General features: G+C 44.2%; 13 protein-coding genes and 1 pseudogene. 8 read left to right on the top strand and 6 right to left on the bottom strand.

The window, feature by feature from the left end; all coding sequences use genetic code 11:
• Window positions 1–144: 144 nt before the first annotated feature.
• Window positions 145–1,161: a nuclear transport factor 2 family protein gene (locus tag AB4371_RS04495; RefSeq protein WP_017065254.1), complete on the bottom strand. Its 1,017-nt coding sequence runs from the start codon at window positions 1,159–1,161 to the stop codon at window positions 145–147.
• A 125-nt stretch (window positions 1,162–1,286) separates the two neighbouring features.
• Window positions 1,287–2,591: an MFS transporter gene (locus AB4371_RS04490; protein ID WP_050622077.1), complete on the bottom strand. Its 1,305-nt coding sequence runs from the start codon at window positions 2,589–2,591 to the stop codon at window positions 1,287–1,289.
• 348 nt (window positions 2,592–2,939) lie between these two features.
• On the opposite strand from AB4371_RS04490, the gene AB4371_RS04485 reads away from it, so the two are divergent.
• Complete coding sequence (locus AB4371_RS04485) at window positions 2,940–4,481, top strand: sodium:solute symporter family transporter (RefSeq protein ID WP_017065256.1); 1,542 nt, start codon at window positions 2,940–2,942, stop codon at window positions 4,479–4,481.
• A 26-nt stretch (window positions 4,482–4,507) separates the two neighbouring features.
• The gene (locus AB4371_RS04480) at window positions 4,508–5,878 is read left to right on the top strand and encodes an L-serine ammonia-lyase (protein WP_017065257.1); all 1,371 of its coding nucleotides are present in this window, start codon (window positions 4,508–4,510) and stop codon (window positions 5,876–5,878) included.
• Window positions 5,879–5,977: 99 nt separating this feature from the next.
• Here the strand turns inward: AB4371_RS04480 and AB4371_RS04475 are convergent, their stop codons facing one another.
• A complete protein-coding gene (locus AB4371_RS04475) occupies window positions 5,978–6,463 on the bottom strand; it encodes an Lrp/AsnC family transcriptional regulator (protein WP_017065258.1) in 486 nt (161 codons plus the stop codon).
• A gap of 122 nt (window positions 6,464–6,585) precedes the next feature.
• On the opposite strand from AB4371_RS04475, the gene AB4371_RS04470 reads away from it, so the two are divergent.
• Complete coding sequence (locus tag AB4371_RS04470; protein WP_017065259.1) at window positions 6,586–7,185, top strand: LysE family translocator; 600 nt, start codon at window positions 6,586–6,588, stop codon at window positions 7,183–7,185.
• A 136-nt stretch (window positions 7,186–7,321) separates the two neighbouring features.
• Here the strand turns inward: AB4371_RS04470 and ahpF are convergent, their stop codons facing one another.
• The gene (gene ahpF, locus AB4371_RS04465) at window positions 7,322–8,914 is read right to left on the bottom strand and encodes an alkyl hydroperoxide reductase subunit F (RefSeq protein WP_017065983.1); all 1,593 of its coding nucleotides are present in this window, start codon (window positions 8,912–8,914) and stop codon (window positions 7,322–7,324) included.
• Between the two features lie 198 nt (window positions 8,915–9,112).
• A complete protein-coding gene (ahpC, locus tag AB4371_RS04460; protein ID WP_016798107.1) occupies window positions 9,113–9,670 on the bottom strand; it encodes an alkyl hydroperoxide reductase subunit C in 558 nt (185 codons plus the stop codon).
• A 472-nt stretch (window positions 9,671–10,142) separates the two neighbouring features.
• Between ahpC and AB4371_RS04455 the strand changes: the two genes are divergently transcribed.
• From AB4371_RS04455 to AB4371_RS04435, 5 genes are all read left to right on the top strand, one after another.
• Window positions 10,143–10,634: a VOC family protein gene (locus tag AB4371_RS04455; protein ID WP_102393690.1), complete on the top strand. Its 492-nt coding sequence runs from the start codon at window positions 10,143–10,145 to the stop codon at window positions 10,632–10,634.
• Window positions 10,635–10,940: 306 nt separating this feature from the next.
• Window positions 10,941–12,317, top strand: a complete 1,377-nt coding sequence (locus AB4371_RS04450; protein WP_017071678.1) for a uracil-xanthine permease family protein — start codon at window positions 10,941–10,943, stop codon at window positions 12,315–12,317.
• A 246-nt stretch (window positions 12,318–12,563) separates the two neighbouring features.
• A complete protein-coding gene (locus tag AB4371_RS04445) occupies window positions 12,564–13,055 on the top strand; it encodes a VOC family protein (RefSeq protein ID WP_102393691.1) in 492 nt (163 codons plus the stop codon).
• A gap of 335 nt (window positions 13,056–13,390) precedes the next feature.
• On the top strand, window positions 13,391–13,816 hold the full coding sequence (locus tag AB4371_RS04440) for a septal ring lytic transglycosylase RlpA family protein (protein WP_017068116.1): 426 nt from the start codon (window positions 13,391–13,393) through the stop codon (window positions 13,814–13,816).
• Window positions 13,817–14,258: 442 nt separating this feature from the next.
• Entirely contained in the window at window positions 14,259–15,272 is a 1,014-nt protein-coding gene (locus tag AB4371_RS04435) for a manganese-dependent inorganic pyrophosphatase (RefSeq protein WP_017062680.1), read from the top strand.
• A gap of 196 nt (window positions 15,273–15,468) precedes the next feature.
• Here the strand turns inward: AB4371_RS04435 and AB4371_RS04430 are convergent.
• Window positions 15,469–15,606 (bottom strand): annotated as a pseudogene (locus tag AB4371_RS04430) (IS5/IS1182 family transposase); the annotation flags it as partial.

Genomic DNA, 15,606 nt, shown 5'->3' with positions numbered 1-15,606 from the left:
TCAGTTATTAGTGGAGCAATAATGAATTGGTTGGAGCACTTACTAGGAGCGAGAAGGGTCCCCCAGTAAGCGTGGCAACCTAAATCAGATGTCTATTTAGGTTGCCACTATTTCGTTTCAATCTTTTGGATTAAAGCGTATCGATTACAGCGTTGGGTTCATGATGCTTGAAGTGCGTTCGAACACATCTAGACCTTGCTGTTGTAGCCAGTAAGGAAGGTCGATAAGAACCCAGTTCTCAGACAGTTTGTCACCGTCACGGTAGTAAACGTCAACTACTTGCATGTTTGCACGTACTTCACCGCCAGTCATACCTAGGAAGCCACCTGTTGGTGTGTTTGATAGGTTTGGCCAACCGAAGAAACAAGAGAAGTTACCTTCAGCGAAACGACAAACGTGGCCGTTGAACTTCTTGTCTTTCAGGTTGTTACGGAAAGGAAGTTGGTGCTGTTGTTGGTAGCGAGGAATTGTGTAAGACGCGCCGATACCACATGGGCCGTACCAAATCATGTCTTTTGACCAGCTCTTCGCTAGTACTTCTGGTGGGCAACCCATCGCGCCGCTGTCGTTAAGAGCAGACAGGTCATCAACCATTTTGTTTACTAGAGCAAGTGTCGCAACACCTTCTTCTGGAGCCGCGTCTTCGAATAGCAGACCGTCGTGGTTACGTGGGCCAGGGTATACGAAGTGCTTACCAGTTGATGGTGGAAGTGGGTAGCAACCCGCTTGATCCATCATGCCTAGTAGGTCTAGAAACAGGCCTGTCTTAGTGATTTTGCCATCAACAACACAGTTAAATTCTGCGTAGCGAACGTTCATGATCTTGCCAGTTGGGCGCATACCTAGGTATTCAGCGTCGAATAGACCCATGAAGTGACCCATGCTCATTACCCAAATCTCATCTGGGTTAACTTCGTTGTTACCACCGATGAAGATGTCTTGACGACGCTGCATGCGAGTCATTGACTTCATCATTGGTGCCCAGAATACGTCAGCTGCTGCTTGTGCGCCTTCTTGCTCACGGAATGGGTAAACACCGCGCCACAAGTAATCTTCAGAAGTGTGTGCTTTTAAAACTTCAGCAACGTTCTCGTGAGTTGCGTTTTCCATTGCATCGAAGTATTCACGAACAATGCGTTTCGCTTCTTGATATTTAGACATAATAATTTCTCTTTGTGTTGTCGAGTCAACATTCGGAACAGGACTCGATTTGGATTTTGTTACCGGCTGATTTATCAGCCGGCTTTAAATTTTTCGTATTTGAACTTCAGCGTATGAGTGTCGAATTAAGCTTTTGCTGCTTCAGCTTTTTTGCTCTTATCGAAGACGCCACCTTTTAGAGTTTCAGGCAGTGTTAGCCATAGTAGGCCGGCGATAATCCATACGATTGGTGAGCCCCACATTGCTGTTTGTAGGTCGGTACGCTCTTGGATGAAGATAAGAACCATTGGTGCCCACATGCCGATAATACGACCGCCATGGAATAAAGCTGCACCATAGCTACGCAAGCGTGCTGGGAACAATTCAGAGAAGTAACCGCCCCATACTGCAGAAGCAGACAGGCCGAAGTTGTAGATAAGACCCAGAAGAGCCAGCATGTTTAGGCCGCCAATCATCATGTCGCCAGGTGCGACAAAGAAGATAGAAACCATGATACCTGCGAGGATGAAGCCGAACGCGTTGATCTTACGACCGTACTTATCGGCTGCCCATCCCCAGAACCAAGCACCGAAGAGTGAACCAAATGCTGAGATAGAGAAGATCAAACCGATGGTTGCACCATCAAACATACGAACATCTTTCAGGTAGGTAGTTACAAAGCCACCGAAGAATTGGAATCCGTAGAAGTTAAGACCAGAAAGAAGTAAACAAGTAATCGTAATTTTGCGGTAAGGCTTGCTTAACATCTCACCCCAAGAACCTTTTTTAGCTTCGGTTACTTCACCAGCTGCATTGGTTGTGGTTTGTTGATCTTCTTCACCGTAGGCGATCACAGTTTTGTCGCTTGGTAATACAAAGATCATTAACGCTGCTGCTACAAGCGGTGGAATACCACCTACCCACATTAGGCTCTGCCAAGGTGCATCAACACTTGTAATGAAGGCTGCGTAAGCGCCCATTGCCACTAAAGCAACAGAGAACATTGAAGAAGCAAAAGCAGTCAACTTACCGCGAACCGTTGGTGTAAATAGGCCAATCATCAAAGATACAGCTACAGTGAAGTAACCACCTAAAGATAGTCCAATGATGAAACGCATTGCAGCCCAAGTGGCGTAGTCGGTAAACATCATGTTGATGATGGTTGCACCACCGTTTAATGCCGTAATTGCTATTAGTGTGGACTTCTTGCCGAACTTGGTTGCGAACCATGCACAGCTCAGAGCACCAATCAGAGCACCAACCGACTGCCAAGTGTAGAACTGAGCGGTATCAGAAAGGCTAATACCAGCATATTCTTCCACAATGTATGGGCGTACGTAGTCAATAATTACAAAGTTATAACAATAAAAAAAGTAACCTACTAGAATTGCTAGATATGCGGCTACCCTTTGAATCATAGGAACTTCGCTCATGTGTTTTTTAATGGTCATGACCGATAAACCTTTATTTTATATAGGGTGGTTTTGGTTTTAATTATTGTGTGTTGATTATTTAGCTTCATCACACCGTCTTCATTTCGGGAGAGATAATAGAATTTTTGTGGTTATTAGATCCGTGATCAAAGTCAATTTTAAAATGAGTGCGTACCCATTTTGTGTGTTTTAGTGATCTTGATCTCATTTAACTGAGTTTTTGTGCTTTGTGGGGTGGTTTGAGTGTTTAATCGTCTATCTTAGTGATAATAGTCACACTTATTGTGGGTTTTTGAGGGAAAACATCCATTTTTGAGTACTATTGGCAGCGAATTAATTGCGACATACAATAAACGGAATCTAAAAATGGTTACGTACTCAAGTTTTGTGGTTATTGCTCTTTATGTGCTAACTACTTTGTTTATCAGCTACTTAGTTAATAGGCGCTATAGCGTCGGTGGCGACTTTTCGACTGGTGGAAAACAGTTTGGTTGGTTTACGGCAGGTGTGTCGATTCTTGCAACCTACATCAGCGCAATGACGTTCGTTGGCATGCCGGGCTGGGTTTATAGCTCAGGCATGGAAGCGATGAGCGTACATTTGAACTATCCAATAGTGATCTTTTTCACTGTGCTTTTCTTTGTTCCGGTGTTTTACAAGCTCGGCCTAACCTCGATTTACGAATACCTAGAGCACCGCTTTGGCGTTGTTGCTCGCACGATCAATTCCATCGTGTTCATTGTGGTTCAGTGTATTTCGGCAGGGGTTATTCTGTATGCGGTAGCCCTGATCTTAGTGCAAGTGCTGCCAGTGAGTATCTCTGAGGCGATCATCTACATCAGCGTATTTACTGCGTTGTATACCTATGCGGGTGGTATCTCGACTGTAATCTGGACTGACATGCTTCAGTCAGCAGTGTTGATTATCGGCAGCATTGCGATCTTTGTTTTATTGCTGATGAAAATCGATGCGGGCGAGATGTTGTCTCCTGAACATTTGAATATCATCAATCTCGATTTTGACTTAGGCGTCGATACCACATTGTGGGCCGGCGTAGTGGCTGTGAGCTTCTTGCACCTGAGTGTGTATGGCACTAACCAACTGATTATTCAAAGAACATTGGCGACTAAGTGTGTTAAAACAGCGCAAAAATCGATGTTGCTTTGTGGCTACGGCGCATTTTTTGTTTATCTGTTCTTTGCTGTGATGGGGGTGCTGTTAAGTGTCTTTTATCAAGATAGCAGTTTTGAAAACAGCAACGAAGTGATTCTCGATTTTGTGTTTAACCATACCAACCCAATCATTGTTGGTTTGGTGATCTCAGCACTTTCGGCAGCGGCAATGTCGACATTGGATTCCACTTATAACTCTATGGCGACGGTCGCAACGTTCGATTTTTATAAGCGCTTCTTCCGTAAGCAAGCCTCTGACGCGCACTATGAATCAGTGGCTAGAAAAATGAGCCTGGTTGCTGCAGCGTCGGTTGTTGTGCCTGCGTTACTGGCTGTTTCTAATGAATCAGTGCTTAAAACGATTGCGAGCTTAACCTCTATTTTTGTTGGTATTCGCCTTGGCTCTTTCATCTTGGGTTTGTTCTTCAAACAAGCAAACGAGAAAGGCGTAATTGCGGGCAGTATTGGCAGTGTGGCCGTCGTATTCATCGCCAAATACAGCGGAATAGCTTGGCCTTGGTTTGCCTTGATTGGCACTGTGGTTTTCTTAGTGTTAGGTGTTGTTGTGAGCCGCTTCTGGGGAGAGGTAACCGAGCAACAAAATGAATTTATAGAAAAGCAAAAGCATTTGTTTGCAAAGCCTACCGCGAGTCATTATGGCTTGTTGGTGTTCGCTGTTGTGACGATTGCTGCTTGTACTGTTATCCCTGATTGGCTTTATGCCGCTCTTTCTTAATTGACCGATTTTTTACTGGTATATCTATGTTATCGATCTTTGATATCTACAAAATTGGTGTTGGGCCATCGAGCTCTCACACCAACGGCCCAATGATTGCGGGTTTCCATTTCACACAATTAATCGCTGATAAAATCGCAGAAGTGACGCGTATTCAGGTGGATTTATACGGTTCTTTGTCATTGACTGGCATAGGTCACCACACCGACAGAGCTACAATATTGGGGCTACTCGGCAATAAACCAGACACCATCAAAATCACCAGCGCAAACCAAGCAATGCGTCATGCCGTAGACAGTGGTGAGATGGATTTAGCGGGCACCAAGCACATTGCCTTCAACTACGAAACCGACATGTTGTTCCACAAAGACAATCTGCCTCTGCATGAAAATGGCATGATGATTACTGCGTTTGACCAGAGTGGCAACGTGATTGTCGATGAAACTTATTATTCGATTGGCGGCGGTTTTATCGCAACTGCTGATGAACTGCAAAATGGTACTCAAACCCAAGCGGTAGAAGTTCCTTTCCCGTTCAAAAACGCCGATGAAATGCTTCAACAAGCTGACAATAGTGGGATGAGCCTCGGTGGTATGATTCTAAAAAATGAAGCGGAGTTCGAAGGCGCTGACATTATTTCAGAGAAAGCGGATCAAATCTGGCGAGTGATGAGTCGTTGTATGGAGCGTGGCTTTGAAACCGAAGGCATTCTTGATGGTGGTTTGAACGTAACTCGTCGTGCGCCTAACCTACTGAAAAAGTTAGAAGCGAATGCGGCGGTTGAAAACGACCCAATGGAAATCATGGATTGGATTAACTTGTTTGCGTTTGCGGTTAGCGAAGAAAATGCGGCTGGTGGCCAAGTGGTAACATCACCAACCAATGGTGCGGCGGGCGTTATTCCTGCTGTGTTGATGTACTACCATCGCTTCATTAAAGAGTTGGATACTAAGCAGTTAAAAGATTTCTTAGCGGTATCGGGCGCGATTGGTATTCTGTACAAAACTAACGCTTCGATCTCTGGTGCGGAAGTAGGATGCCAAGGTGAGGTAGGCGTATCATCCTCTATGGCGGCTGCGGGATTAACGGCACTACGCGGTGGCAGCAATGAGCAGATCTGTATTGCGGCGGAAATCGCGATGGAACACTCATTGGGTATGACTTGTGACCCAATTGGCGGCTTGGTTCAAGTGCCGTGTATCGAGCGAAATGCGATGGGTGCGATGAAGGCAATTAATGCATCTCGCATGGCATTGAAGCGAAACAGCAAGTCTTTGATCTCACTCGATAAGGTCATCGCAACCATGTACCAAACCGGTAAAGACATGAACAAGAAATATCGTGAAACATCACTCGGTGGTTTAGCCTTGATCCATCTAGCTCATCCTTGTGAATAGCTAAGCCAGTTAACCCAGTAAATAATAACGTTAAGCCCAGAGCCTTAGACTTTAGAAATCTATCGCGGCTGGGCTTTTTGTTTTATGTGTTTTAGGGAGCTAATCTGAAAGCGGTAATCGATAGCTGTTTTTCAACTCTTTTACTGAGATGTTCGACTGAATCGCGCTCACGCCTTTGACTCTTCTGATCGAGCTAATACGCTCAAAGTACTCTTCTAAATCTTTCGCCAACACTTGCACCATGTAATCGGCGCCGCCTGCAATGCAGTGACACATTGGAATCCAATCGGTTACCGCGACAAACTCTTCGAACGGTTCTGTGTTTTCAACTTCATGATTGCCTAGTGTTACAAGGGTAAAACCAGCCACATGAAAGCCTAATTTCTTACGATTCAGCTTAGCGGCGTAACCATCGATATAGCCAGTTTCTTCCATGCGTTTCCAACGACGCCAGCATGGGGTTTCGCTGAGGTTGACCTTCTCTGCGAGCTTGCTGTTGCTCATGCGTCCGTCTTGTTGGATATGTTCTAAGATGGCGATATCTGTGTCATCTAACACTTCTTTGGTGGATTCTTTCTGTTTCATGGATATTTTAGAAAAGTCTTGCTCATATTTGGATTAATATTAGCCTATATAGCAATTTAATTCCTAGTCGAATCTGTAAACTCTCTCCCTATAAATACTTTACTTATTAGGAGTGAGAGGAAATGAGCTCTCAATTAATGCTGGCGTTCTTGCTATTTTCAACATCAATTGCAATTACCCCTGGGGCTGGCAATATCGCATTACTTGGGATTTCAAGTCGTTATGGATTTGCTGCGACTTTACCTTTTATCTCTGGGAACGCTGTTGGCATCATCATCGTATTGGCGGGTTCTAGTGTCGGTTTGGTGAGCCTATTTACCCTTTACCCAGAGCTATACAGCATTTTGAAATACGCGGGTGCGGCTTATTTGCTGTTCATGGCGTGGTCGATTGCGAACATGCAGATCGAAGAAAGCACCACCGACAATCGTTCAGGTTTCATGTCTGGTGTGCTGGTGCAGGTGTTAAACCCTAAAGGTTGGATAGCGTCATTAACCGTGTTTTCACAGTTCATTACTCCGAATGCCGATTACTTGATTCAAGTCGTGACCATTATCGCGGGCATGGTGATTACTGGTGTGCCGTGCATGTTGGTGTGGGCGTATTGCGGCACCATGCTTAAAAAGTTGCTGCAATCACCAAAACAGATGATGTTTGTGAACCGTTGCTTGGGTGGAAGCTTAGCGATGGTGGTTGCCTTCATGCTTTATCAACCTGCATAAATCACAAAGAAAAAAACCACTCCTAAATCCATAGGAGTGGCGTCTAAATGTCGACTAAGTCGTTAACAGTAAAGAATTAAGTTAACAAATATTTAAGGAACTTGAGTTAAAAGCTTTAAGCTTTTCAGTGTAAAGGTTAAGCGGTTTCAGCCTCTTTAACTGGAGCTGAGTTACGGATTAGGTGGTCAAATGCACCTAAGCTTGCTTTCGCACCTTCACCCATCGCAATGATGATCTGTTTGTAAGGTACGGTTGTTACGTCACCCGCTGCGAACACACCTTTCATTGATGTTGCGCCATGAGCGTTAATTTCAATTTCACCGCGTGGTGAGAGCTCAACTTTCGAACCCTTCAACCATTCGCTGTTTGGCATCAGGCCGATTTGAACAAAGATACCTGCGAGTTCAATCTGTTTAAGTTCATCGGTGTTGCGGTCTTTGTATTCCAGACCGGTTACACGGTTGCCATCACCAATCACTTGCGTTGTTTGTGCCATCTTGATGATTTCGATGTTTGGTGTTGCGTTCGCTTTGTCGATAAGCACTTGGTCGGCACGCAATGTGTCTGCAAATTCAAGTACGGTTACGTGTTCAACGATACCCGCTAAATCAATTGCCGCTTCGATGCCTGAGTTACCACCACCAATAACCGCTGTTTTCTTACCTTTGAATAAAGGACCGTCACAGTGTGGGCAGTAAGCGACGCCTTTATTGCGGTACTCTTGCTCACCCGGAACGTTCATTTCACGCCAGCGAGCACCAGTACTGGTGATAACCGTGCGAGCTCGTAGTGTTGCGCCGCTCTCTAGCTCAACGTGGATGTAGCCGTCTTCAGTGTCTTCTGCTGCAATGATGTTTGCAGCGCGCTGCTCAGTCATCACTTCAACACCGTACTCTTTTACGTGCTCTTCAAGGCTTGCCACTAATTTAGGGCCAGTTGTCGCTTTTACTGAGATAAAGTTCTCAATCGCCATGGTGTCCATCACTTGGCCGCCGAATCGGTCAGCAACCACACCAGTACGAATGCCTTTACGTGCAGCATAAATTGCCGCTGAAGAACCTGCAGGGCCGCCGCCGACAACCAATACATCAAACGGTGCTTGTTGGTTTAGGTTTGCTGCTTTCTTTTCCGCTGCGCCTGAATCAACCTTGTTAAGGATTTCAGCCAGTGACATACGGCCTTGACCAAATAGCTCACCATTAACGAATACACTTGGTACTGCCATGATGTCGCGAGACTTCACTTCATCTTGGAATGCTGCGCCGTCGATCATCGTTGTCTTAACCAGAGGATTAATCGCCGACATCATATTGAAGGCTTGAACCACTTCTGGACAGTTTTGGCATGAGAGCGAGATAAAAATCTCTACATTAAGCTCTTGATCTAGTTCTTTTATTTGCTCGATTACGTCAGCTTCAAGCTTGATAGGGTGACCACCACTATGAAGCAGTGCTAGAACCAGTGACGTAAATTCGTGACCCATTGGCAAACCGGCAAAACCGATCGCGGTGCCTTTCTCTTGGTTCACTACCTGCATGATAGGGCTGCGAGTGCTTGCGCTGTCATCGCGAGTCACTTCAATTTTATCGGTTAAAGACGAGATGTCATTCGCCAGATCTTGAAGTTTGTTCGCGGTGTCGCTGCCATCCAGGCTAAGCACTAACTGAACATTGGTTTTTAGGTTTTCTAGGTATGCTTTTAGCTGCTGCTTCATTGCTTGATCTAACATAATCGTGCCTGCTCTTAAATTCTGTGTCTTGGTATTGACCAATACCTTCTTGCTGAAAAAGGAAAATAAAAAGGGGGCGCAAGTCGGCAAATATTGTGGTGTTGATGTTTTGAAAGGGTGGCGCGCGACTGCCCTTTAGGAGGGGGGCCGAAGCGCGCCTGTAGAACCGTTTAGCTATTCTTGTTAGCTAGGCTTAGATTAAATCTTGCCTACTAGGTCTAGAGATGGAGCTAGAGTCTCTTCGCCTTCTTTCCATTTAGCTGGGCAAACTTCACCTGGGTTAGCGGCTACGTATTGTGCTGCTTTAACCTTGCGTAGTAGGTCTTCTGCGTCACGGCCGATGCCTTCAGCTGTGATTTCCATTGCTTGGATAACGCCTTCAGGGTCGATTAGGAACGTTGCACGGTCTGCAAGGCCTTGACCTTCACGCATAACGTTGAAGTTATTTGTGATGTTGCCAGTTTGGTCGCCTACCATGAAGTATTCGATAGTGCCGATTTTGTCAGAAGTATCGTGCCATGCTTTGTGAGAGAAGTGAGTGTCAGTTGATACTGAGTAAACTTCTACGCCGCGAGATTGAAGCTCTGCGTATTTGTCTTGTAGGTCAACTAGCTCAGTTGGACATACAAACGTGAAGTCTGCTGGGTAGAAGAAGAATACAGCCCACTTGCCTTTAACGTCTTGCTCAGTGATTTCTACGAATTCGCCGTTTTTGAATGCTGTTGCGTTGAATGGTTTGATTTCTGTGTTGATCATGATTTGACTCTCTTTCTAATTTATAGTGTTTAACGCTATCCCGCGTCGATGTAGATATATTGCATTGCCACCGAAAATTAGTGAAATCGGACATTTCTATAGATTCAATAGGCGAATCCTATCTTCGAAAGGAAAAGGCTATCGGTAAAAGCTATCAACAAAAACAATTAACAAAAGCCATCAAACATCAACAACTCCCAATTTAAGTAGCTATGCTCTTTAGGTTGTTCTCTACATTGGGCTTATCTCTATTGGTGTGTGTATCTATGTGTCTATGTAGGTAGGGTTCGGTATAGTTTCTTTGCGTGAGTTGAGTTGTTATATCAAACTGTAAATAACAAAAAATTATCATTAATATAAATTATGATAATTTCAATTAATTAACGCATGTACCTATACTCTCTCCATCGAAACGAAACACCGAAGCTAGACTTCGAAAAGCACAGAATTTAAAACGAATTTGGAGCAAGTTATGAAAATGAATCACGTAGGCATCATGGTGGGTGACATGGACCAAGCAGTCGAGTTTTACACGAAAGCTCTAGGTCTAAGAATCGTAATGAACAACACCAAAGTGATGGAAGAGCGCGAATCAGCAATCGGTCGTATGTGTATCGCTGTATTTGGCGAAGGTTTTAAAGGCTTCAATATTGCTCACCTAGTCACTTCTGATGGCATCGGTGTTGAGATGTTCGAAATGGTTGACCGTGAAGAGCGTCACAACGTTGATTTCTCTCGCCTGGGCATTTTCCACTTCTGTCTACAGCTTCCTAAAGAGCAGTTTCATTCAGCTATCAAGCGCGTTGAAGAGTTTGGCGGTAAGGTACGTATGGATATCCACCGTTACCACCCAGAAGACGAACTAAAACAAGCGCAAATGGTTTACCTAGAAGACCCGTTTGGCAACTTATTCGAATTCTACTCTCACTCATACGAAGATACGTACGCGACTGATTACGAGTAATAGGCGCTACCTACCTATCATAAGGTAGAAAAACTGAAACACCCCCTAAAGAGGATTGGTAGAAATACCAATCCTTTTTTGTGTCTGCGGTATTTGGTTAGAGGTAACGAGTAAACTAGAGCAAACGAGTGCTTTGTGTGTTCTTCGTTGCACTAAAACAAGCCGACTGTGTTGCTCTATAGTGCAGCATTGGCTAGAGATGAAACTTAACTGATTGATAAGTATGATGTTAAACCATTGGCATATATGTTGCTCTATTGTCTTTATGTAAATTGTATACAATAAAAAATACATAAAGGAAGTCACATGGAACAGAACAGTGAATTGATCTACGGATTAGACGATCGACCATCAGTCAGAGCTGCCAGTTACGCAGCGTTGCAGCATGTATTAGCCAGTTTCGTTGGTATTATCACGCCCACACTCATTATTGGCGGTGTGCTTGGGTTGGGTGAGCACATTCCTTATCTGATCAGCATGGCACTCATGGTGTCTGGGGTCGGTACCTTCATTCAAGCGAGAAAAATAGGGCCAGTTGGCGCAGGGATGATCTGTGTCCAAGGAACCAGCTTTGCGTTCTTGGGATCTGTATTAGGTGCAGGTTTTCTGGTTAAAGCGAATGGAGGTGGGCCAGATGAAATGCTCGCTACCATTTTCGGTGTCTGCTTCTTTGGTGCATTTGTTGAAATCGTACTATCGCGCTTTATCGAAAAGCTCAAAGTCGTTATCACGCCCGTTGTGACTGGAATCGTTATCACGACGATAGGTATCTCTTTGATTAAAGTCGGTGTTACTGATATTGCGGGTGGCGTTGGCGCCGAAGATTTTGGCTCTGGAAGCAATCTGATGTTGGGTGCCATCGTCCTCGGAACCATAGTCGTGCTTAACCTGAGTAACAATAATATGGTTAGGCTGTCGTCGATTTTAGTTGGGTTGGTAGTTGGCTGGGGCGTTGCCATTTTGATGGGTAAAGCGTCTATGGTTTCTTTTGCTTCTCAACCGCTATTGAGTATTCCTGTCCCATTTAAATATGGCTTCGCTTTTGATTGGCAAGCCTTCCTGCCTATCGCTTTTATTTACTTGATTACCGTTATTGAAACCACGGGTGACCTTACCGCCAACAGTATGTTCTCAGGGCAGCCAGTTAAGGGGCCAAAATACATCAATCGACTCAAGGCTGGCGTGCTAGGTGACGGTGTGAACTCGCTCATCGCAGCGGTATTCAATACTTTTCCGAACACGACTTTCAGCCAGAACAACGGTGTGATCCATTTTACGGGGATCGCGAGTCGCTACATCGGCTACTTCATTGCCGCGATTCTTTTTCTGTTAGGGTTATTTCCCATCTTAGGTGCGGTTTTAATGACGATTCCAAAGCCAGTATTGGGCGGGGCGACATTAGTGATGTTCGGTACGGTTGCTGCGGCGGGCATCAAAATCATCGCCAATGAAAAACTGGATCGCCGCAGAATTATGACGATTGCCATCTCACTAGGCTTAGGGCTTGGGGTGATGCTAGTGCCGGATTTATTGAAAGAAGCACCCAAGCTAGTGCAAAGCATATTTGGGTCACCTGTAACCATGTCTGGTATTGCCGCGCTTGTGACTACCGGGTTGATGTCTTTGGTGCCTGAAACAAAAGCCAAGCAGATTTCGAACGTCGTACAGACCAGTAAAGCGTAACGGGCTTCTTCGTGCTGAACTAAGGATGTTTAACTAGAGCCACATGACATATGTGGCTCTCAACTTTAACTTATTGTGTGACGTGTTGGCATCTCACTTAACTTGGTAAATAACATAAAATTATCATTAATATAAATTATGATAATTTCAATTAATCGTCGTATCTCCATATACTCTCTCCATCGAAACGAAACACCGAAGCGAGTCTTCGAAAAATACAGAATTAAAGAGAATTTGGAGAAAGTTATGAAAATGAATCACGTAGGCATCATGGTTGGCGACATGGACAAAGCAGTCGAGTTTTACACAAAAGCGCTAGGTCTAAGAATCGTAATGAACAACACTAAAGTGATGGAAGAGCGCGAATCAGCAATCGGCCGCATGTGTATTGCAGTATTTGGTGAAGGCTTTAAAGGTTTCAACATTGCTCACCTAGTAACATCTGATGGCATCGGTGTTGAGCTGTTCGAAATGAAAGAGCGTCAAGAGCGTCACGAAGTTGATTTCTCTCGCTTAGGTATCTTCCACTTCTGTCTGCAACTTCCAAAAGAGCAGTTTCATTCAGCGATTAAGCGTGTTGAAGAGTTTGGCGGTAAGGTTCGTATGGACATCATGCCTTACCACCCAGAAGACGAACTAAAACAAGCACAAATGGTTTACCTAGAAGACCCGTTTGGCAACCTGTTCGAATTCTACTCGCACACATACGAAGACACTTACGCGACTGACTACGAGTAATAGTGTTATCTACCTGTCATAAGGTAGAAAACCGAAACACCCCCTAAAGAGGATTGGTAGAGATACCAATCCTTTTTTTGTTTGTGTGCTTTTTAAGTGCTCCATCATGTGGTGGTGGTTAATAAATCAACAACTTTAAGGCATTGTTAAAGTTGACGTTTTGAAGATAAAACCTTTCATGAATATGACTGAAGCGAGCGTGCTTCATGAAAACATTGCGGAATCACACTAGTAATAGCCTTCGCTGAGAACTCATAATACTCAGTTCAATACTGCTGAACCGCACTACAATGAAAATAGATAAACATTACATGAAGAAGATCTACTGAAATAGCATGAAAAAACTAAACCTTATCTTTGCCGCTTTTCTTATTACTTTGCTTGCCGGATGCTCGTCACATGCGGCCGTCGATACTTCAAAAACAAAGGGCTATGCCAATTCACATGCGCTTGTGGGAGTGGCTTCTTGGTATGGCGATAAATTCCATGGAAAACTGACGGCAAGTGGTGAAACGTATAATAAAAACGCCTATACAGCCGCTCACAAAACCTTGCCATTTGGGACTATCGTGAGAGTGACCAATACAGCCAATAACAAGTCAGTCGATGTCAAAATTAACGATAGAGGCCCTTACGTAAAAGGCCGAGTGATTGACCTTTCCCACAAAGCATTTTCTCAAATTGGTGACGTTAAGAAAGGCGTAGTAAAAGTCAAAATTGAGATTATTGATGACAGCAACACCTTTCGATACAAACACTAGAATCCCCTCCTAACCTCCCCTTGGTGTACATCTCCGCTCCCTTACCAGCAACGGGAAGGGGAGGAAAAAAACCTCGATCTCGATGATTGAATAGCATATTTATGCTTACTCGATAAGGCTGCTTTTGCAGCCTTTTTTGTGCCTTTCGATAATCCATTTTTAATAAGATTATCTTATTTTCAGTATGTGGGTTGATGATGTAATGTGGTCAATAAATCAGTGTCTTAGCTTTCTTATCATTAGGGTTCATTGAAATTCATTGTGAAATAATGAAAAGCTAACCTAATCCAAGTTGAGCTTTGGTGTGATTAACAGTGAAAGCCTAAGGGCAATTACATTTAGTTACTTACTGAAGTAAAACTGAAATATTAGTTACACGGTTCTGAAATTTTTGGTGTTTAGCTTATGGGCTTCTATATCGCATTTAAATAAGGAAATACCCGTGAAGCTAACCCCTGTCGTTGCAGCCGTAATTATGTCTTTCAGTTCAGCAAGTTTTGCTTTTAGCTTGCAACAATCTGCCAATGAAAACAGTGAAGATCTCGTATGGACAGGGCACCTAAGCCCAGACAGCGACACGGTAATGTCTGCGATGCTCGCGGCTCATATTTATGGTGGTACGGCGACAGTGCCTGAGCCGATTAATCCTGAATCGACGTTTATCTTGAACTACTGTAATGCAGAATCTCCACGTGTAGAGACAGATTACTCTTCATACCGAGTGGGGCTGGTTGACTTCAACCAAGTGACTCAATTAGCACCAACTATTGATCAAGCATCCATTGTGGCAGTGGTCGATCATCATGCGATTGGTGGCTCTCCAATTAACACCCCGCAGATTGTCGAGATGGATATCCGAGGTTGGGGTTCAGCTGCAACTATACTGGCTGACAATGCTGAAAAGCTCGATGTGACATTACCTAAACACCTCGCTTGTGTTGGCTTGGGTGCGATTCTTTCTGACACAGTGGTATTCCAATCAACAACTACAACAGATCATGATCGTGAATACGCAGAGAAGCTGGCGAAGGTTGCAGGCATTTCAGATATCGAAGACTTCGGTCAACAGATGTTGGTTGCTAAGTCAGATCTTAGCCACCTTTCATCTGAAACCATTCTGACGCTGGATTACAAAAACTTTAAGTACGGTGGCAAACAGGTGGGTATCGGTGTTGCTGAAACACTAATGGCTCAACAACTGATTGACCGTAAAGACGATCTTCTAGCAGCAATGAAGACTTACAAAAAAGAGAACGGGCTAGACCATCTGTTCTTTTCAATCACAGATACCAAGAACAAAGAAGCGAACTTATTGTGGGTGGATGAAAGCGACTATCAAGTCATCAAATCGGCTTTCAACGCTGAACCAACAAGTGACATGCTGACTTTGGAAGGTGTCACTTCACGTAAGCGCCAGATTGGCCCTGCGGTTCAAAAGGCAATTGAGAGCTTGTAAGTAGAAAGAGAGTTTGGAGGGGATTGGTAGAAATACCAATCCCTTTTTTAATTATTGGGCGTCTAAATGGGATTTGGACAATAACAAGTTAGGAGCAGTCATAAACTGCAGTCTCATTCGAAGCGATTAAAAAAGCACTTCTAAACGAGATGTTAGAAGTGCTAGGGCGTGTTGATCTTTGCTGTACATTTCGCGTTCAACAATACATCGGTAGCCACATTAACATGAATGCCAGCGATAACATGCTGGCATAATTCCTTTCTAGCTTGTCATATCTACTTGAAATAGCTCGATAATGCTTAATTCTCCCAAAGGCATTTTCGACCAAGTGACG

Origin of the sequence: Vibrio sp. 10N.261.51.A3, assembly GCF_041471965.1 — a bacterium.
In the GTDB taxonomy this organism is placed as follows: domain Bacteria; phylum Pseudomonadota; class Gammaproteobacteria; order Enterobacterales; family Vibrionaceae; genus Vibrio; species Vibrio crassostreae_C.
Note: the sequence above shows the minus strand (reverse complement) of the source record. Positions and strands in the feature narration are given on the sequence as shown.